This window comes from Sphingobium fluviale, assembly GCF_004122115.1.
Lineage (GTDB): Bacteria > Pseudomonadota > Alphaproteobacteria > Sphingomonadales > Sphingomonadaceae > Sphingobium > Sphingobium fluviale.
This window is the reverse complement of record NZ_SBKP01000010.1, coordinates 70742-90116: the sequence shown is the minus strand read 5'-3', so window position 1 is coordinate 90116 and position 19375 is coordinate 70742. Positions and strand designations below refer to the sequence as shown.

16 protein-coding genes are annotated in these 19375 nt (G+C 63.0%); 6 read left to right on the top strand and 10 right to left on the bottom strand.

Translation table 11 applies throughout. The annotated features are described in order from the left end of the window. Positions 1 to 13: 13 nt before the first annotated feature. Together EQG66_RS10945 and EQG66_RS10940 are read right to left on the bottom strand one after the other, a co-directional pair. Complete coding sequence (locus tag EQG66_RS10945) at positions 14 to 889, bottom strand: UTP--glucose-1-phosphate uridylyltransferase (protein WP_129404620.1); 876 nt, start codon at positions 887 to 889, stop codon at positions 14 to 16. A gap of 82 nt (positions 890 to 971) precedes the next feature. Continuing rightward, positions 972 to 1133 (bottom strand): DUF1674 domain-containing protein, encoded by a 162-nt coding sequence (locus tag EQG66_RS10940; protein WP_129404619.1) that lies wholly within the window; start codon positions 1131 to 1133, stop codon positions 972 to 974. A gap of 112 nt (positions 1134 to 1245) precedes the next feature. On the opposite strand from EQG66_RS10940, the gene EQG66_RS10935 reads away from it, so the two are divergent. Further along, entirely contained in the window at positions 1246 to 2565 is a 1320-nt protein-coding gene (locus EQG66_RS10935; protein ID WP_129404653.1) for an RsmB/NOP family class I SAM-dependent RNA methyltransferase, read from the top strand. Here EQG66_RS10935 and EQG66_RS10930 read toward each other — a convergent pair. Continuing rightward, positions 2555 to 3610 carry a methyl-accepting chemotaxis protein gene (locus EQG66_RS10930; protein WP_129404618.1) on the bottom strand — a complete coding sequence of 352 codons (1056 nt, stop codon included), beginning with the start codon at positions 3608 to 3610 and terminating at the stop codon, positions 2555 to 2557. The genes EQG66_RS10935 and EQG66_RS10930 overlap by 11 nt on opposite strands. A 261-nt stretch (positions 3611 to 3871) precedes the next feature. Between EQG66_RS10930 and rpe the strand changes: the two genes are divergently transcribed. Genes rpe through purH form a run of 3 tightly spaced genes read left to right on the top strand, consistent with a single transcriptional unit; the run spans position 3872 to position 7883 of the window. After that, entirely contained in the window at positions 3872 to 4534 is a 663-nt protein-coding gene (rpe, locus tag EQG66_RS10925) for a ribulose-phosphate 3-epimerase (protein WP_129404617.1), read from the top strand. Next, positions 4531 to 6279: a heparinase II/III family protein gene (locus tag EQG66_RS10920; RefSeq protein WP_129404616.1), complete on the top strand. Its 1749-nt coding sequence runs from the start codon at positions 4531 to 4533 to the stop codon at positions 6277 to 6279. The genes rpe and EQG66_RS10920 overlap by 4 nt, the downstream gene beginning before the upstream one ends. A 14-nt stretch (positions 6280 to 6293) precedes the next feature. Continuing rightward, complete coding sequence (gene purH, locus EQG66_RS10915) at positions 6294 to 7883, top strand: bifunctional phosphoribosylaminoimidazolecarboxamide formyltransferase/IMP cyclohydrolase (protein ID WP_129404615.1); 1590 nt, start codon at positions 6294 to 6296, stop codon at positions 7881 to 7883. 46 nt (positions 7884 to 7929) lie between these two features. On the opposite strand, the gene EQG66_RS10910 is transcribed toward purH, so the two are convergent. Then, positions 7930 to 9231: an arylsulfotransferase family protein gene (locus EQG66_RS10910; RefSeq protein WP_129404614.1), complete on the bottom strand. Its 1302-nt coding sequence runs from the start codon at positions 9229 to 9231 to the stop codon at positions 7930 to 7932. 198 nt (positions 9232 to 9429) lie between these two features. Here EQG66_RS10910 and dnaE point away from each other — a divergent pair, with 198 nt between their 5' ends. Then, complete coding sequence (dnaE, locus tag EQG66_RS10905) at positions 9430 to 12945, top strand: DNA polymerase III subunit alpha (RefSeq protein ID WP_129404652.1); 3516 nt, start codon at positions 9430 to 9432, stop codon at positions 12943 to 12945. Between the two features lies 1 nt (position 12946). On the opposite strand, the gene EQG66_RS10900 is transcribed toward dnaE, so the two are convergent. The 6 genes from EQG66_RS10900 to secB form a co-directional block, all read right to left on the bottom strand. Then, positions 12947 to 13633, bottom strand: coding sequence for a glutathione binding-like protein (locus tag EQG66_RS10900; protein WP_129404613.1), 687 nt, complete (start codon positions 13631 to 13633; stop codon positions 12947 to 12949). 40 nt (positions 13634 to 13673) lie between these two features. After that, complete coding sequence (gene purU, locus EQG66_RS10895) at positions 13674 to 14531, bottom strand: formyltetrahydrofolate deformylase (RefSeq protein ID WP_129404612.1); 858 nt, start codon at positions 14529 to 14531, stop codon at positions 13674 to 13676. Between the two features lie 87 nt (positions 14532 to 14618). Then, positions 14619 to 15269 carry a DUF4136 domain-containing protein gene (locus EQG66_RS10890; protein WP_245988047.1) on the bottom strand — a complete coding sequence of 217 codons (651 nt, stop codon included), beginning with the start codon at positions 15267 to 15269 and terminating at the stop codon, positions 14619 to 14621. A gap of 109 nt (positions 15270 to 15378) precedes the next feature. Beyond that, the gene (gene trpS, locus EQG66_RS10885) at positions 15379 to 16383 is read right to left on the bottom strand and encodes a tryptophan--tRNA ligase (RefSeq protein WP_129404611.1); all 1005 of its coding nucleotides are present in this window, start codon (positions 16381 to 16383) and stop codon (positions 15379 to 15381) included. Between the two features lie 16 nt (positions 16384 to 16399). After that, the gene (gene murJ, locus EQG66_RS10880) at positions 16400 to 17977 is read right to left on the bottom strand and encodes a murein biosynthesis integral membrane protein MurJ (RefSeq protein WP_129404610.1); all 1578 of its coding nucleotides are present in this window, start codon (positions 17975 to 17977) and stop codon (positions 16400 to 16402) included. 23 nt (positions 17978 to 18000) lie between these two features. Next, complete coding sequence (secB, locus tag EQG66_RS10875; protein ID WP_129404609.1) at positions 18001 to 18510, bottom strand: protein-export chaperone SecB; 510 nt, start codon at positions 18508 to 18510, stop codon at positions 18001 to 18003. 203 nt (positions 18511 to 18713) lie between these two features. Here secB and EQG66_RS10870 point away from each other — a divergent pair, with 203 nt between their 5' ends. Then, a complete protein-coding gene (locus EQG66_RS10870; protein WP_129404608.1) occupies positions 18714 to 19370 on the top strand; it encodes a Tim44/TimA family putative adaptor protein in 657 nt (218 codons plus the stop codon). Positions 19371 to 19375: the final 5 nt, after the last annotated feature.

Sequence of the window (19375 nt, the reverse complement as noted above, 5' to 3'; positions counted from 1 at the left end):
CCAGTTCGCTCAACTACAGCACCAGCCTGCGCGCAAATTCGCGGATGTGCGCGCCGATTTCGGGGCTTTCCAGCGCCAGCGAAAGGTTCGCCTCTATATAGCCCGCCTTCGATCCGCAATCGAACCGCTGGCCGTCGAAGGTAACGCCGTGAAACGGCTGATTGCCGATCATTGCCGCCATCGCGTCCGTTAGCTGGATTTCGCCGCCTGCGCCTTTTTCATGCCGCGCGAGATGCTGCATCACTTGCGGCTGCAATATATAGCGCCCGGCGATGATGAGGTTGGATGGCGCGGTCCCGGCTGCGGGCTTTTCGACCAGCCCCTTCACCTCCGTCAGCGCGCCGTTGCGCGCGCCGGGGTCAAGCACGCCATAGCTCGGCGTCTGCTCCATCGGCACCTCCAGCGCGCAGATGAGGTTTCCGCCGGTCTTGTTATAGGCGTCGACCATCTGCTTGAGGCAGCCCTTGCCCGGCTTGCCGTGCATGAATTCGTCGGGCAGCAAAATGGCAAACGGCTCGTCGCCCACGATGTCGCGCGCGCACCAGATCGCGTGGCCAAGGCCCAGCGGCTCCTGCTGGCGCACGAACACGGCGTTGCCGGGGGTAAGGCGGGTGCCCTTGAGAGCATCGACGCTCTTGCCGCGGGCGGCCTGCGTCGTCTCCAGCTCGAACGCCATATCGAAATGATCCTCGATAGCGCCCTTGCCGCGCCCGTTTACGAAAATCATCGTCTCGATCCCCGCCTCGATCGCTTCATCGACCGCGTACTGGATCAGAGGGCGGTCCACCACCGGCAGCAATTCCTTTGGCACCGCCTTGGTCGCAGGCAGGAAACGGGTGCCCATGCCCGCCACGGGGAACACGGCCTTGCGGATAGGTTTATGAGCCATGAGAGCCTTTCACTCAGGATATTGATTCGCGTTTGGCGCACTTCATAGTTGTAAAAGGTTGAGGTTTTTCTGACGCCCCGCTTCAGAAATCGACGGCGATGCCTTTTCGTTCCCAATCGCCATAGCGGGTAGGGCTCAGCTCCTCCGTCACCTTGGGCGCGGCGTCCACAGGATCGGGCGCTGGCACCGGCGGGCTTTTGGAGAGATAGGCGGGTGGCCGCACATGATCGGGGCGCTTGCCCATGATGGAGGCTTCTTCCGAAATGAGAGGGTATCTGCGGCGCGGCATACTACTGGATGGCGCGGCATACAAGGTGGTGGGGTTTACGCGGCCCGGAAAGACGCTAAGGCGAGGGATGCCCAAGCCAACCTCTACGCCCAGGCGCCGCCGCCCCCTGAAAGAAGCCGATGTTCCCGGCCTTGCCGCGCGCAGGGCTGCCCTGCGCCTGCTTGATGCGGTGCTGCGCCGGGGCGAACCGCTGGAGACAGCGCTCCATGCCGCGACGCAAGGGCTGACGCGCGGCTCGGACAAGGGGCTGGCCCATGCAATCGCAGCAGATGTGCTGCGTTGGCTGCCCGATCTCGATGCGCTGATCGACACTGTGACCGAGCAGCCGATCCCGCCCGATGTCAAATCGCGTATGGTGTTGCGCATGGCGCTGGTGCAGATCTTGCTGCTGGAAACCCCGCCCCACGCCGCTATTTCCACCGCGCTGCCCTTGACCGAAGGCGGGCCGCGCAGGCTGGTACATGGCGTGCTGGGCAGCCTGATCCGCGCTGAGGCAAAGCTGCCTGAAGTGCCGACCCTGCCTGCCGATGTAACAGAGCGCTGGGCCGGGCAATGGGGCATAGAAATGGTGAGTGTGGCAGCCCGTGCGCTTGCCCGCCGTGCGCCAATAGACTTGAGTTTTGCCGATGCTGCCGAGGCGGAGCGCATCACCGACATGATGGGCGGAACCTCGCTGATGCCTGGCCATGTGCGCCTCGATCATGATGTATCCGTGCCAGACCTGCCGGGCTACACGCAAGGCCACTGGTGGGTGCAGGACATTTCCGCCAGCCTCCCCGCGCGCCTTGCCGGGGTGGGTGAGGGGCGCATAGCGCTTGATCTGTGCGCCGCGCCGGGCGGCAAGACCATGCAGCTTGCCTCAGCGGGCTGGCGCGTCACTGCGCTGGACAAGAGCGCCAAGCGGCTGGAGCGGCTGGCCGAGAATCTCGTGCGCAGCGGCCTTGGCACCCAGGTGGAGGTGGCGCAGGGAGACGCGCTGACATGGGAGCCTGCGGCGCCCGCAGACCTGATCCTGCTCGATGCGCCCTGCTCCGCCACCGGCATTTTCCGCCGCCATCCCGATGTGCTCTACCGCGCGGGGCCACGGCAGATCGCGGAAATGGCAGAGTTGCAGGGAGCACTGCTGGATCGCGCGGCAGCTTGGCTCAAGCCGGGAGGCATGCTGATCTACGCTACCTGCTCATTGGAACGCGCGGAGGGCGAAGATCAGATTGCGGCGTTTCTGGCCAGCCATCCGGGCTTTGCAGTCCAGCCAGTTCAGACCGAAGAGCTACCCGCCGGGATCGCGCCCACGCCTGAGGGCTTTGTTCGCACCCTGCCGGGCACGCTTGAGGAACTAGGCGGCGCGGACGGGTTTTTCGTCGCGCGGCTTGTGCTTAATGCTTGACCTGAAAGCTGCCGTCTCCGCCAGCACCACCACCCACCTTGCTCTCGATGCAGCCATACCAGCCAAGCCCCTGATAGGTTTCATAGCCTGGGGTGAGCGCATAGCAGACCATGCGCTGCCCTTCCTGATAAAAGCCCTGCTTGGCATCTGACTTGATCGGGTAAACCTCGCTAAGCGAACAGGATTTGTCGGACGCGGCGATCACCTGATGTTTTGAGTTCAAGAGCATCACCCGCGTCTCCGCCCGCTCTGCCTCTGTCAGCGCCACACCCTGCACAATGTCGCGCGCCTGCGGTTCCCAGTCGAAAAAGATACCCAGCACGCCGAGCACTTCGCCATCGGTTGCCCCACCCTTGCGGATGGCGGTGGAATAGGTAGCGACCTGCGCATTACCGAGCACGCCGTTGCGCGTGATGTCGCACACCGCAAAATCATCGCCGCTGCGGGTGGCAAGGCCGCTCTTGAACCATTCTGTCTCGGAGACATTCTGGTTGATCGCATTGGGAAAGCGGCTGCCGCGCCCGGTCGCGACCACACGGCCAGAGCGATCCGCCACCCACAGATCGAGATAGACGGTATAGGATCGCAAAATCGTCGCCAGACGCTCGCAGGCGTAAGCCGATGCCTCAAGCGTTTTCTGTTGCAGCACCCCGACCATCGCGCTGTCTGTGGCCCACCAGCGCACATCGCAGGAGCGCTCGTAAAGATTGCGATCGATGATTTCCACCACGTTGCGGGCGAGGTCTGCAAAGCGTTGGCCCTTGAACTCCTGCATCATGTGGCGTCCGGCGCTCTCGATGCGGGCGGTGTTGGCGGCGATTTCACTCTGAAGCTGGGCGGAAAGCGCGTTCACTTCCTCTGCCACAACGCCCATCTCGCGCGCCACGACGCCAAAGCCAAGGCCCGCCTCGCCCGCGCGGGTAGATTCCAGCCGTGCATTCATGGAAAGCATCCGGGTCCGCATCATGATCCGGTCTATCACCGCGATCTTTTCCCCCGTGATGCGGGAAACCTCGAACGCCAGCTTCAAAATGTCGTCTTGCATAAACGGATTCACCTCAGCACGTGTGAATCCTCCCCCTGAACTTCCCGACACTTATGCTTTAGCGGCCATTTTTTACAATTCTGTCCTAATTAAGGGTTAACTATCAAGAGAAAATCGTATCTTTTCATTAAATTGTCATCCTATGCCAAAAATAGATGATCCGCTTGCTCCTTCACCTCGTCTTACCGTGCCGAAATTTCGGCATAACGAGGAGTAAGCCCTGTTGCGCCGCAGCGCGCGCAAGGGTAAGGCGATGCGTTCATGGGCAGGCCGGTTCTCATCTCACCCTCCATCCTCTCGGCGGATTTCTCCCGTCTGGGCGAGGAAGTGCGCGCGATTGACGCTGCCGGGGCGGATTGGGTTCATGTCGATGTAATGGACGGGCATTTCGTGCCCAATATCACGATCGGCCCTATGGTGGTGAAGGCGCTTCGTCCGCACACGGCCAAGGTGATGGACGTACACCTGATGATCAGCCCGGTGGACCCGATGCTCGATGCCTTTGCAGAGGCGGGAAGCGACATCATCACTGTGCATCAGGAGGCCGGGCCGCATCTCCATCGTACGATCCAGCGGATCAAGGCGCTGGGCAAGAAGGCGGGTGTTTCGCTCAATCCCTCCACTCCGGCCAAGATGCTGGACTATGTGCTGGAGGAAATCGACCTCGTGCTGGTGATGAGCGTGAACCCCGGCTTTGGCGGGCAGAGCTTCATCGAGAGCCAGCTCAGAAAGATCGAGGCGATCCGCAAGAGCATCGACAAGCTTGGCAAGCCGATCCATCTGCAAGTGGATGGCGGGGTGGACCAGAATAGCGCACCTCGTGTCATCGCCGCCGGGGCGGACGTGCTGGTGGCGGGCACGGCCACATTCCGCGGCGGCCCAGATGCCTATGCCGCCAACATCAGGGGTCTGCGCGGCGCATGAACGACCTGTCCAACCCCTTCTTCCAGAACGAGACGCAAGAGGCGGACGGCATAGAGACCGGCAAACGCCTCATCCGCCTTTCCAATGACCAGGGCATTTCGCTGGCCGAACGCGTTGCCAATCAGTTTTATCGCCTGACATGGCGCACACCTCTGCACAGCATGCGCCTGCGCGGCAAATATCCGCTCAAGCTGCTTGCCGTGCCGGAAGACAAGGTGGCGGGCGAGGCACGCGCCGGAAAGGCGATCCGCGCGGGATATTTCCTGTTTCGCGGGCAGAAGCTGCCGGTTGCCGATGTCGATTTTGCCGCGCCAATGTCTGCTCCGCTGGCGGAGTATCTGCATGGCTTCCGCTGGTTGCGCGATCTCGCCACCGTCGCAACGCGCGAGCAAGGTGCGTCCATTGCAGAAGGGGTGCTGCGCCGCTGGCTCTCCGCGCATGCCGAAAAGCCGAGCGAACCCGCATGGGCACCCGAAAATGCGGGCTGGCGGCTGATCTTCTGGGCGGCCTACGCGCCCTATATCCTCTCCAGCAACGACCTCATCTATCGTTCGCTGTTGCTCACCTGCTTTGCGCGCACCGCCCGCCACCTGGATCGCAGCGCAGACAAGGCGCCGGTCGGCCTTCCGCGCCTTGTCGGCTGGGGCGGGATCGTGGCGGCTGGTCTGCTGCTGCCGGGCGGCGGCCCGCGCCGCGCCTTTGCCGAGGCAGGTCTCAAGCGTACGCTGGAAAGCACCCTCTACAGCGACGGCGGCATCATCAGCCGCTCTCCGACGGATCTGCTGCGCGCGATCGAGCTGCTCTCGATGCTGAATGCCGCCTATGATGCGGTGCGCGAGGAAGCGCCGAGCTGGCTCACCGAGACATTGGCGCGCACTGTCGCCGCGTTGCTGGGCATCACCCATGGCGATGGCGGGCTGGCAAGCTGGCAGGGCGCGGGCGCAGTCGATGCGGCGCAGGTCGAGAAGATTGTGCAGGCCAGCAGCGTTCGCACCCGCCCGCTGCGGCAGGCGAGGGACTGGGGCTATCAACGCATCGCCGCCGGGGCGACCGTACTGCTGGTCGATGCCGCGCCGCCCCCGGCGACGCGGATGGCGGGCGCTGGTTGCGCGTCCACCGGCGCGATAGAGCTGAGCGATGGGCCGGATAGGCTGATCGTGAGCTGTGGCGGAGCTGATCTTGCGGGAGCGCATATCCCCGATGACCTCGCGCAGGGGCTACGCACCACCGCCGCGCACAGCACGCTGATATTGGATGAGCGCAATTCCACCGCGATCCTGCCCGATGGCACGTTGGGCCGGGGCGTGACAGAGGTGGAGCTGCACCGACAGGAGCTGGAGAACGGCAGCCGCATCGAGATCAGTCATGATGGCTATGTGCGGCGGCTGGGCTATATGCACCGCCGCTTGCTGCTGGTGAGCAGCGATGGCAAGGATATTCGCGGTGAAGACATGCTGCTGCCCGCGCAGCGGCGCAAGAAGCCGGCAACCGTGCCGTTCGTGCTGCGCTTTCATCTCGCGCCGCATGTCGACGCATCGTTGACGGCGGACGAACAGGGCGCGCTGCTGCGTATCGATATGGCGGCGCTGTGGCAGTTTCGCTGCGGCACCGGCAAGCTCTCTATCGAAGACAGCCTGTGGGTCGATGGCGAGGGCCGCCCGCATGCCAGCAAACAGCTTGTCGTCAGCGCCATGGCCGAGCCGGGCGGCAACTCGCTGGGCTGGCTGCTGAAACGGGTGGGATAACGGGGAACTCCAATATGACGAATGTAAAGATCGGGCGGGCGCTGTTGTCTGTGTCCGACAAGACGGGGCTTGTGGATCTGGGCAAGGCGCTGGCCGCGCATGGCGTTGCGCTCGTCTCCACCGGCGGCACGGCTAAGGCGCTGCGTGAGGCTGGGCTGGACGTGGCGGATATATCGGACCTCACCGGCTTCCCCGAAATGATGGACGGGCGGGTGAAAACTCTGCACCCCAATGTGCATGGCGGGTTGCTTGCCGTGCGCGGCAATGCCGAGCATGTCGCCTCGATGGCCGAGCATACGATCGAGCCGATCGACCTCGTGGTGGTGAACCTCTACCCCTTCGCCCAGACGGTGGCGAAGGGCGCGAGCCGCGAGGAAATTATCGAGAATATAGACATTGGCGGTCCGTCGATGGTCCGCTCCGCCGCCAAGAACCATGAGAGCGTGACGATCGTCACTGATCCCGCCGATTATGCCCGCCTGATCGAGGAAATGGCTGCGAATGACGGCGCCACCACCTATGATTTCCGCCGCCTGTGTGCGGCCAAGGCCTATGCAGCCACCGCCGCTTATGATGGCATGATCTCTCATTGGTTCATGACCGTCGACCAGGGCGAGAAGTTTCCCTCCAGCGTTTCGATGACGCGCAAGCTCATCATGCCGCTGCGCTATGGCGAGAACCCGCATCAGGAGGCGGCGCTCTATGTGCCCGCCGGGCCGCATGTCTCCGGCATTGGTCAGGCTGAGCAGGTGCAGGGCAAGGAACTGAGCTACAACAACCTGAACGATGCCAATGCCGCGCTGGAGTTGCTCGCCGAGTTTCGCGATGGGCCGCCCACTGTAGTGATCGTAAAGCACGCCAACCCGTGCGGCGTTGCCACCGGGGCTACGCTGGCGGAAGCCTATAAGAACGCCTTCGAGTGCGACAGCGTTTCGGCCTTTGGCGGCATCATAGCGGTCAACCGGCCCCTGGATGGCCCGACCGCCGAAGCGATCAGCGGCATCTTCACCGAGGTCGTTGTAGCCCCCGGCGCCGATGATGCCGCGAAGGCCGTGTTCGCCAAGAAGAAAAATCTGCGCCTGCTGCTGACCGACGGCCTGCCCGATCCGGCGCGCACCGGCCAGAGCGTGACCGTGATCGCCGGCGGCATTTTGGTGCAGGATCGCGACAATGGCCGCTTGACGCGCGACATGCTGAAGACCGTGACCAAGCGGGCGCCGACAAGCCAAGAAATCGCCGACTGTCTGTTCGCGTGGACAGTGGCCAAGCATGTGAAGTCCAACGCCATCGTCTACGCAAAAGACGGCGTGACGGCGGGCATCGGCGCGGGGCAGATGAACCGGCGAGACAGCTCGCGCATCGCCGCTGCAAAAGCGCTGGAAGCCGCACAGACTTTCGGCTGGGCGAACGCGCGCACCGTGGGCAGCGCGGTGGCGTCAGATGCCTTCTTCCCGTTCGCGGACGGGCTGATGGCAGCGGTCGAAGCGGGGGCTACGGCAGTAATCCAGCCGGGAGGCTCCATGCGCGACGACGAGGTGATCGCTGCGGCGAATGAGGCGGGCCTCGCGATGGTATTCACAGGCATGCGCCACTTCCGGCACTAACATTCCGCTCATGCGGGCCTGCGAAATGTTCCGATCTGTTCGTTCCCTATTTGCTGCAGGACCAGTCTTTCACCTTGAAGTATGAGGACGGATAGCTCTCTACCCCATTGAGCCACGCCGCCTCCTTGTCGTCATAGCGATTGACATATTGCCAGACGATCCGCCCGGCGCGGTCGGCCTGAAACGCCCGCCCCGCGTTTGCCTCGGTAATCAGCATGCTGCCATCGCCCAGCATCTGGTGCAGTCCGCGCTGGTTGGTGAAGAAATGCTGGCCCTTGCGCCCGCCATAAAGGGTCTGCGTCTCGCCCGTTGCGGGGTTGACGGCGATGATGCGGCTGCCGCCGAAGCGGGTGCCATCCTCCGTGCCGTCAGGGTGGTTGTCAAACACCGTTATCCGCCCGTCTGCGCCCCAGTCCGGGTCATGCTGGCGGATCCACGGGCCGACGCGATACCATTTGATCCGCTCCAGCTTCGCGTCTGCCACCAGAATCATGTTGAGGTTGCGGATCGAGATCAGCAGATCGCCCGGCGCAAACATCGGAAATGCTCCGGCGAGTGCGGCAGGCAGCTCTTCCACCTCGTTCAGATGAAACTCGCCATCGGTCTTGGGGTTGTCGTCAGAGTGCGAGGTGAGCGCCGCAAGCATGCCGTTGCGGGCGAACAGATCGGTGATCGCGCGCTGCCTGATGAGCTTGCCCTGGGCGTCATAGACGCGGATCACGTCTTCCCAATAGGGTTCCGTAAAGGGCCAGCGCGTCGGCTTGCTGATATAATCACTCCCGCCGATGACGATCTCGCCATTCGCCATCAGATTGGGTGAATGATGGGTGAGTTCTTTAGTCGCCCAAATCTTTTTGCCACAGCGATCGAGCTTCACCATGCCGCAGGATTCATAGCTGAACAGCACCGAGCCATCCTGCCCGATCAGTACATTGTGCGCCGCGCTGTTCCAGTTGGTCTGCGGCACATTGCGGCACTGCCCTGCGCTCGGCAGTTGCTCCAGCGGCGACAAATTCCAGCTTGCCAGCACCGATCCGTCGCGCCGCATCAGCTGCGCGTGCTGGTTGTCTCCAATGAAGCCTGACAGCAGGACGAGATCGTCGCCGGAGGTCTTGTTCAGCGTCACGCCCTTGCCGGGGTAGCGCGCGGGCGCAAGAAAGTGGATCGGGCGTTCGCCAGTGAGGTTGGGAATTTCGCGGATCAACGCCTTGGTATCGTCATACACGCCAAAGGCCGCCCGCGCGACCGCATTGTCACCGCGCGCCGAGAATAGTCCCGCGCCGAAAACCAGGGCGACAGCCCCCGTCACTGCGCTGGCGTAAAACGCCACGCGGGAAAAATCGACCATAAGCTACAGCCCCCTTGTGCTCCGGTCTCGCGCCTACTCCCCGGCCTCTCCCCGCCGACAGGGGATGAACAGGATAAGGGTTGACCCGTTCAGACATGTAAGAGAGCGTAATACGTCCCGCAAGCCCGCTAACCATCTCTTGTGGATAACTGCCGCGGCAGCCTTGCCCAAGCGCATCGGCTCTACTACCGTTCGGCCATGCCCGCCGCGCCATCCCACGCCTCGTTCGTTCCGCTGCGCATCTTCTCCAGCTATACGATGCTCGATGGCGCGATAGAGCCGAAGCAGATCGCGAAACAGGCCAAGAAGCTCAGCTTTCCCGCCGCCGCGCTGACCGACCGCAACGGACTATACGCGGCGATGCCCTTTTCCGATGCGTGCAAGGGTGATGGGGTGCAGCCGATCATCGGCACCATGCTGTGCGTGGCGCGCCCCGGCCGGCCGCCGGGCGCGGCGCCGGTCTATGACTGGCTGGCACTCTATGCGCAGGGCACACGCGGCTATGACAATCTCTGCGCGCTCGTCTCGATGGCGCATCTGGACAGGCCGATCGAGGAACAGGCGCATGTAACGATGGCCGCGCTGGAGGGCTTGAGCGATGACCTCCTCTGCCTCACCGCCGGGGCCGAGGGCGCGCTGGCGCGGCTTTATGCCGAGGATCAGCCAGATGCCGCGCAGGACTATTGCACCGCGCTGGAGGCACTCTTTCCCGGCAGGCTCTATATAGAGTTGTGCCGCAGGCTGGACCCGGTGGAAGGCAAGGCCGAACCACGGCTGATCGACCTTGCCTATGCGCGCAATCTGCCGCTCGTCGCGACCAACCCCACCTGCTTTGCCGAGCCGGACTTCCACGAAGCGCATGATGCGATGCTGTGCATCGCCCAGAGCGCCTATGTGGAAAGCGCGGACCGGCGGCGCTCATCGCCCGATGCGTGGATGAAGCCCGCCGCCGAGATGAAGCATATCTTCGAGGATTTGCCGGAGGCGATTGCCAATACGCTGGTAGTGGCACAGCGGTGTGCCGTGATGGCGCCCAAGCGCAAGCCCATTCTCCCCAGCCTCGCGGGCGATATAGAGGGTGAGGCGCAGATGCTGCGCGATATGGCGGCGGCAGGGCTGGATGCGCGGCTGGAGAAGGCCGGCATCAAAGCGCAGGAAAAGCGCCAGCCCTATCTCGACCGCCTCGATTTCGAGCTGAACGTCATCATCCAGATGGGTTTTCCCGGCTATTTCCTGATCGTCGCGGACTTCATCCAGTGGGCGAAAGCAAACAACATCCCCGTGGGGCCGGGGCGTGGATCGGGCGCGGGCAGCGTGGTGGCGTGGGCGCTCACCATCACCGATCTCGATCCGCTGGAGCTGGGCCTGCTGTTCGAGCGCTTCCTGAACCCTGAGCGCGTCTCGATGCCGGACTTCGATATCGACTTCTGCGAAACGCGGCGCGGCGAGGTGATCCGCTACGTCCAGCAGAAATATGGTGCGGATCATGTGGCGCAGATCATCACCTTCGGAAAGCTGAAGGCCCGCGCCGTGCTGAAGGATACCGGCCGCGTGCTGCAGATGAGCTATGGCCAGGTCGATCGCCTCGCCAAGCTGGTGCCCAACCACCCGACCGACCCGTGGACGCTAGAGCGCACGATGAACGGCAGCACCGAGTTCGTGGCCGAGGTGAAGGCGGACCGGCAGGTGAGGCGCCTCGTCGACCTCGCGATGCAGCTTGAAGGTCTGCCGCGCCACAGCTCCACCCACGCGGCGGGCGTGGTGATCGGCGACCGGCCTTTGAGCCAGCTCGTGCCGCTCTATCGCGATCCACGTTCGGACATGCCGGTGACGCAGTTCGACATGAAATATGTCGAGGCGGCGGGGCTGGTGAAGTTCGACTTTCTCGGCCTCAAAACCCTCTCCGTTTTGCAACGCGCAGTGGAGCTGCTGGCCAGGCGTGGCGTGGAGGTCGATCTTGCGGCGCTCCCGTGGGACGACGAGGCGGTCTATAATCTGCTCCAGCGCGGCGATACGGTCGGCGTGTTCCAGCTCGAATCGGAGGGCATGAGGAAGACGCTCGCGGCGGTGAAACCCACGAATTTCGGCGATATCATTGCACTCGTCTCGCTCTATCGCCCCGGCCCGATGGACAATATCCCGATGTTCGGTCGACGGAAAAACGGGCAGGAGAGCATCGAATATCCGCATGCGCTGCTGGAGCCGATCCTCAAGGAAACATACGGCATCTTCGTCTATCAGGAGCAGGTAATGCAGGCCGCGCAGATCCTCGCCGGCTATTCGCTGGGAGACGCGGACCTGCTGCGCCGCGCGATGGGCAAGAAGATCCAGGCGGAGATGGACGCCCAGCGCGACCGCTTCGTCAAAGGCTGCGCCGAGCGGTCAGACATCCCGAAAGCCAAGGCGAATGAGCTGTTCGACTTGATCGACAAGTTCGCAGGGTACGGCTTTAACAAGAGCCACGCGGCGGCCTATGCCTTGCTCGCCTATCACACGGCGTGGCTGAAGGCGCATCATCCGGCGGAATTCTACGCCGCCTCGATGGCCTATGATATTCACCTTACCGACAAGCTGACGGTATTCGTGGACGATATGCGCCGCACCGGCGTGGCGTGCCTGCCGCCAGACATCAACCGCGCCGGGGCGGACTTTACCGTAGAGCGGGTAGAGGCGCAGGACGACGATCCGCGGCTTGCCTATGGCGTGCGCTATGCGTTGGGCGGCCTTAAGGGCGTCGGCGAAAAGGCGATGGAGCAACTGGTGGAGGAGCGGGAGCGCAACGGCCCGTTCCTGAGCCTTGATGATTTTGCCGACCGGATCGAGCCGCGCGTGCTGAACCGCCGCCAGCTGGAAAGCCTTGCCGCAGCAGGCGCGTTCGACGGCATTTATGCCGACCGCGCCGGGGTTCATACGGCGGCGGAGATCATCCTCTCTGTCGCGTCAAGCGCACATGAAGCGAGGGAAAGTGGACAAGGCGGCCTGTTCGGCGGCGAGGATACGCCCCATGCAGAGGTGCGCATCCCGCCGCATGAGCCATGGTCCACTGCCACCCGCATGGCGCAGGAAAAAGATGCGTTCGGCTTTTACTTTTCGGCGCACCCGGTGGATCGCTATGCCCATATCGCGCAGGCGCGCGGCGCGCGCAGCTTCGGCTCGATCTGCGCACAACCGCCCAGCGGAGGGTCCGATGGCCGCAGCGGCGCGATGATGGCCGCGCTGGTCGAGGATGTGCGCTGGCGCGAGACGAAGCGCGGCGCGCGCTATGTCTCCGCCACCTTCTCTGACAGCAGCGGTCAGTTTCAGGCGAGCTGCTTTGACGAGGCGGGCTGCACCAAGATCGCCGATCTCGCCGATGCAGGTGACTGTGCGCTGCTGAATGTCGAGCTGGAGCGGATGCCGGGCGAGGAAGTGCCGCGCGTTACCGTGCGCGGCGTCCAATCGCTCGCATCTGCGGCGAGCGGCATGCGGATCGAACTGTGGATCGATGTGGAAGACCCCGCCGCCATGGCGCAGATCGCGCTGCTGCTGTCAGGCAGCCGTGGCGGACGCGGCGAGGTGCGCATCCGCTCGCGCGATGCGCAGGGCAGGATCGCGAGCCTGCGGCTGGGCCGGGATTTCCAGATCGACGCCGAAACCATCGAGCGGCTGCGCGCGCTGCCGGGCATCGCCGGTGTCCAGATGCCCGCACGCGAGCCGCTGCGTCTGGTCGGCTGAGCTATTTCTTCAAGCCGAACAGCTTCGCCTTTTCTTCCTCGGTCTGCGGCTCTCCAGCGGGATAGAGCGCGTCTTTCTCCGAATAGACCTTCGCCACCGCCGGTCGTGCCTGCACCGCCGCAAACCAGCGCTTCACATTGGGGAAGTCGTCGAGATTCTGTTTCTGGTTCTCATGCGGCACGATCCACGGATAGATGGCCATATCGGCGATCGAATAGTCTCCCGCTACATAGTCCCGGTCCGCCAGCCTCTTGTCCAGCACGCCGTAGAGCCGGGCTGTCTCGTTGACATAGCGGTTGATGGCATATGGCACTTTCTCCGGCGCATAGATGTTGAAATGATGGTTCTGCCCGGCCATCGGCCCCAGCCCGCCCATCTGCCACATCAGCCACTGGACGACCTCCATCGTGCCGCGCGGATCGGTGGGGATGAACTTCTCATATTTGCGGGCGAGGTAAAACAGGATCGCCCCGCTCTCGAACACCGTGATCGGCTCGCCCCCGCCGGGTGGATCGAGATCGCGGATCGCGGGGATGCGATTGTTGGGCGAGAAGGAGAGGAAATGCGGATCGAACTGCTGGCCCTTGCCGATATTGACCGGGAATATCGTGTGCTCGACACCTGCCTCTTCGAGAAATATCGAGACCTTAAGGCCATTGGGCGTGGGCCAGCTGTGTAGTTCGATCATGAAATGCTCCCTTCTATATCACACCATAGCATATGGGGGATCAGCCCCGGAAAACCACCGTGCGATTGCCATTCATGAACACACGGTCATCCAGATGAAGCCGCACCGCCTCGGCCAGCACGCGGCGCTCAATGTCCCTGCCCTTGCGCACCAGCTCTTCTGGCGTATCCGCATGGCTGATCGCCTCGACATCCTGGTGGATGATCGGGCCTTCGTCGAGGTCCGCCGTTACATAATGCGCCGTCGCGCCGATCATCTTCACCCCGCGCGCGTGGGCCTGATGATAGGGCTTGGCCCCCTTGAAGCCGGGCAGGAAGCTGTGGTGGATGTTGATGCAGCGGCCAGACAGAAATGCCGCCATCTCATCTGACAATATCTGCATATAGCGCGCCAGCACCACCAGATCGGCCCCTGTCTCATCGATAAGCGCACGGATCTGCGCCTCCTGCTCCGCCTTTTTGCCCGGCGCTACGGGCAGGTGATGATAAGGCAGGCCGTCGGTCATGCTGGCGACCAGCGCGGTGCGCGGGTGGTTGGAGACAATGCCCGCAATGTCCATTGTCAGCTCGCCGATGCGCTGGCGATAGACAAGATCACTGAGGCAGTGATCGAATTTCGAGACGAGGATCAGCACCTTGGGCGCATCGCCCGCCGTGCGCAGCCGCCAGTCCAGCGAAAGCTCCTGCGCCACGTCGGCAAACTGCTGCTTCAGCGCATCGAGGCTGCCTGCCGGCGCGCTGAACTCCACCCGCATGAAAAAACGGGTATTGAGGCTGTCGTCAAACTGCTGCGCCTCCAGAATGTTGCATCCACGCTCGGCCAGAAACCCCGCCACCCGCGCGACCAGGCCGGGCCGATCCGCGCAGGAGAGGCTGAGGATAAGTTGGTCGCTATACATGCTGGCTCCGCAATCAGGATAGGGTCTGAAGCCTGCCTTAGCGAAGTTTCAGACCTGTCGCACCCGTCTTGCGGAAAAGGCGAAGACTTATTTCTTCTCAGGCGCCAGCGTGATCTTCACTGTCTCTCCCGATGTGCCGGGGAAGTTCACGAACATCGCATCAATAAGATTCGGCACCAGATAGGTTTGCTTATTACTGAGAGATTGCGCCTCGGCCTTGCCCTCGAACAGGCGCTGCCCGCCGTTGGCGCGGTCGATCTTCAACTCCAGCGTGCCGGTATAGACCGTATAGCTCTCCACCGCATTATAGCTGCTCAGCCCGCCGAACAGGAAGGGATCGTAAAAGCCCCAGCGATAGGGGTGGCCCCAATAGCCATAACGGCCATATCCAGCATAGCCGCGATAGAAGGGATCAGGCCCGAAGCCGGATGAACGCACGCGCTCGCGCCCGCCATCCACGCCATAGCGCATCTTCACCACCAGATCGGCCTTGGCCGCATCGCTGGCGGCAACATAGCCGGCTCCACTCAGCTTTTGCGCCAGATGCGCAGCATATTGGCCGAACTCCAGACCGCCCGCGAGGCGCGGATCATCCGCCACGATCGTGAAGCTCTGCCCCTGCGCAGGGGGGAGCTGCTGAAAGCGGGCGACATCAGCCTTGAAGCGTTCGGCACACCCTGCCGTCAGCATCAGGGTGGCTCCCGCGAGCGCAATCATAATGGTTTTGCGGCTTTTCATGATCCTGTCCTGCCTTCTGGTGATCGCGCGTGGGGCGCGACACTCCAATCATGCCTGCAAAGGTGCCATTGCGCAACTGAACGACGATTGAACGAAGGAAGGGATCAGTTCAGCGCATCAGGCCCATAGCGTCATACGCGGCGCGCAATGTCGGTTCAGCGGCGGCGGCGGCTTTCTCAGCGCCTTTGCGTAAAATATCGTCAAGTGCGGCGTGATCGTCTTTCAGCGCCACATAACGATCGCGAATCGGCGCGAGCGTGCTCACGAGCAGATCCGCCAGCGCGGGCTTGAACGCGCCAAAGCCCTGCCCCGCAAACTGCGCGCAGACGGCATCCGCGCTCATGCCCGCCATTGCGGCATAGATGCCGACGAGATTCTGTGCTTCGGGCCGCCCCTCCAGCCCCTTCGCTTCAGAGGGCAAAGGCTCCGGGTCTGTCTTCGCCTTGCGCACCTTTTGGGCGATGGTGTCGTTGTCGTCGGTCAGGTTGATGCGGCTCTGGTCCGACGGGTCAGACTTCGACATCTTGGCGGAGCCATCGCGCAGGCTCATGATCCGCGCCGTCTCCTTGGGGATGATCGGATCGGGCAGGGTGAAAACCTCGCGCTCGAAATCGGTGTTAAACTTGATCGCGATGTCGCGCGTCAGTTCCAGATGCTGCTTCTGGTCCTCGCCCACCGGAACATGCGTCGCCTGATAGAGCAGCACGTCGGCGGCTTGCAGCACAGGATAGACATAAAGCCCGATCGACGCGCCTTCGCGGTTTTTGCCCGCCTTGTCCTTGAACTGGGTCATGCGGTTGAGCCAGCCGATGCGCGCGGTGCCGTTCAACAACCAGCACAGCTCGGCATGCGCGGGCACGCGCGCCTGATTGAACAGCACGGAGCGATCCGGGTCGATGCCGCAGGCGACAAGCGCTGCCGCCATCTCGCGCACATTGGTGAGGCGCTGCTCCCGCCCCTCGTGCACGGTGATCGAGTGCATATCCGCGAGGAAGAAGAAGCATTGGCTCTGCGCGTCCATTTCATCCTGCATCTTCACCCAGTTACGGATCGCGCCGAGATAGTTGCCAAGGTGCAGGTTGCCGGTGGGCTGGATGCCGGAAAGGACGCGCATGAATATGTCTTTCGTACTATTTGCGGCGCGAAACCAGCGCCTTCAGCTCGGACAGGCGATAGGCGCCTGTGCCGAAGATCGCGACCGCATAGACCATCGCCCCCCCGCCGCACAATGCCCCAAGCGCGATCACGCGACTGAAAAACCCGCCGGTCATGTATGTGTCGGCCAGCGGCACCACATACCACAACGCCGCGCCCATCACCGCGCTTGCGCCAATGATGCGGGCACCGCGCGAGATCAGGCGGGCGTCCGCCTGCAGATGATCACCCCGATGCAACAGCCAATAGAGGATCAGCACATTGACCCAGGCGGAAAACGCGGTAGCGGCGGCCACCCCGACATGGCCCAGCGGCCAGATCAGGATCAGATTGCCGACAAGGTTGAACAGCATCGAAAACAGCGCCACGCGCACCGGCGTTTTGGTGTCCTGCCGCGCATAAAAGCCGGGGGTGAGCACCTTGATCAGCACATAGGCCGGCACGCCGAGCGCAAATACCGCCAGCGCCGACGCCGCGCCCGATGTGTCCTGCGCGGTAAAGACGCCATGCTGAAGCAAGCCCCGGATCAGCGGCGTCGCCGCCACGCACAGCGCCACCGCGGCAGGCAGCGCGAGGAACAGCGCCAGCTCGATCGCACGGTTTTGCGTCTCCTTCGCCGCGCTCTCGTTGCCGGAGCCGATCTGGCGCGAGAGCGCGGGCAGGATCGCGGTGCCCACCCCGATGCCGATCAGCCCCAGCGGCAACTGATTGAGCCTGTCCGCATAATAGAGATAGCTCACCGCGCCTTCCTGAAGAAACCGCGCAGCCAGAGAAGTCGATATCAGCAGGTTGAACTGGATCGCCCCCTGCCCCAGCGCCGCGGGCAGGATCAGGACCAGCATCTGCTTTACGCGCGGCGTCAGGCGCGGCATACGCGGCCACAGCACCACGCCTTCGCGTGCGCAGGCCCACATCAGCCACAAGAGCTGCATCACGCCTGAAACGGTGACGGCCACCGCCTGCGTATAGCTCGTTTCTACCGGCGTTTCTCCGCGGAAGAACAGCACAGCCGCGATCATGCAGACATTCAGCAATATCGGCGCGGCGGCATTGACCCAGAAGCGATCGAGCGAGTTCAATATGCCGCCCAGCAATGAGACGATGGAAATCAGCGCGAGATAGGGGAAGGTGATGCGCGTCAGATCGACCGCCAGCGCGAACTTCACTGGCCCGCCGTCAGGAAAGCCACCGGTCATCGCCCACACGATCTGCGAGGCGAAGACCATCATCATGATCGTGAAGAGGACAAGAAACGGGAACAGCACCGAAAGCACCTGCCCGGCAAAAGCTACCGCTGCCGCCTTGCCGGAGCCGGGGCTTTCCGAGTCCGCCTCCGCCATCGTCCGGTTGAACATCGGCACGAACACAGCGGAGAATGCACCCTCCGCAAACAGCGCACGAAACAGGTTGGGCAGCCGCCACGCGATCAGGAACGCGTCAGACGCCATTCCCGCGCCGAGATAGCGCGCCACCGCCATGTCCCGCACCATGCCGAGCACCCGGCTGACGAGCGTGAGCGCGCCTATGGTGCCGGATGCGCGGAGCAAGCCCATGAGGTCAGCGCGCCCGCCTCATCTCAGGCGTTGCCGATGACCGGCTCGCCGCCCTGTGCCTGCTCGGCCTGCTGCGCTGCAAGCTGCTGGAGATAGAGGCCGTTAAAGTCGATCGGATCGAGGATCAGCGGCTGGAACCCGCCATCGCGGATCGCATCGGCCAGCACGCGGCGGGCGAACGGAAAAAGCAGACGCGGCGCCTCGGCAAAGAGGAACGGGTGGATCTGGTCATCGGGCACATTGCGGATGCCGAACAGCCCACCATAGGTCAGCTCGGTGGCGAAAGCGGTGCCCTGCGCGGTCTTGGCCTTCACCTCGATCTTGAGGGAGACCTCATACACATCCTCACCCGGCTTTTCAGAAGCGATGTTGAACTGAACGTCGATGTCCGGCTGCTCTTGCCACTGATAGACAGCGGGCGCATTCGGGTTTTCGAAGGAAAGATCCTTCACATATTGGGTGATGAGGCCGATGGTCGGCGAGGTGTCTGCGCCGTTTGCAAGGGGTTCGGTGGTGGTGGCGTCGTCGGCCATGAGTATGTCTTCCCTGACTGAAATGCTGGAGGATGAACGCCAAGCGAGCACCCGTCTGGCGCGCGCTTAGCAGCACCAACGGCCAAGGGCAATGCGGGCGACAGTTCTCCATCCTGCCTTTTTCACAGCGCGGGTTTGAAAATCGGGATCGCTTTGCCTATGTTGCGGGTTCATCCCTTCTTTAACCGGGACAGGCTATAACCGTGTACATGATCGTCATACTGGCTCTCGCCGCTGCTTTTCTCGCGCTGCGGCTCTATTCGGTACTTGGCCGACGCACGGGCCATGAACAGCAGCCTGCGCCGCTGCAGCATGATGATCGCGTGGCGCCCAAGCCTGCCCACCCGGAGATTCAAACAGCCGGAGCCGCCGTTACCGGGCGTTTTGCGGAAAGCATGATCGCGCCTGAGGCCGAGGCTGGCGTGCGCGCTATCATCGGCGCAGACAGGCATTTTGATGTGCCACAGTTCGCAGAAGGTGCCCGCGCGGCCTATGGCATGATCCTCGAAGCCTTCTGGAAGGGCAAGCGCGACGAGCTGCGCTGGCTGTGCGACTCGGATGTCGCGCAATCCTTTGAGGACGCGATCACCGCGCGCGAGGAAGCGGGCGAGGTGATCGACAACCGGCTGGTGCGCATCGACAAGGCGCAGATTGTGGACGCTGCTCTGCACGGGCGCATGGCCCACATCACGGTGCGCTTTGATGCTGATATCGCGGCTGTGACACGCAATAAGGATGGCGCGGTTATCGCCGGTTCCATGAGCGATGCAGTCCCGACGCATGATATCTGGACCTTCACCCGCGAGATCGGCCACGCCGACCCGAACTGGAAGCTGAGCGAAACAGACGAGGCGGCATAAGCGTG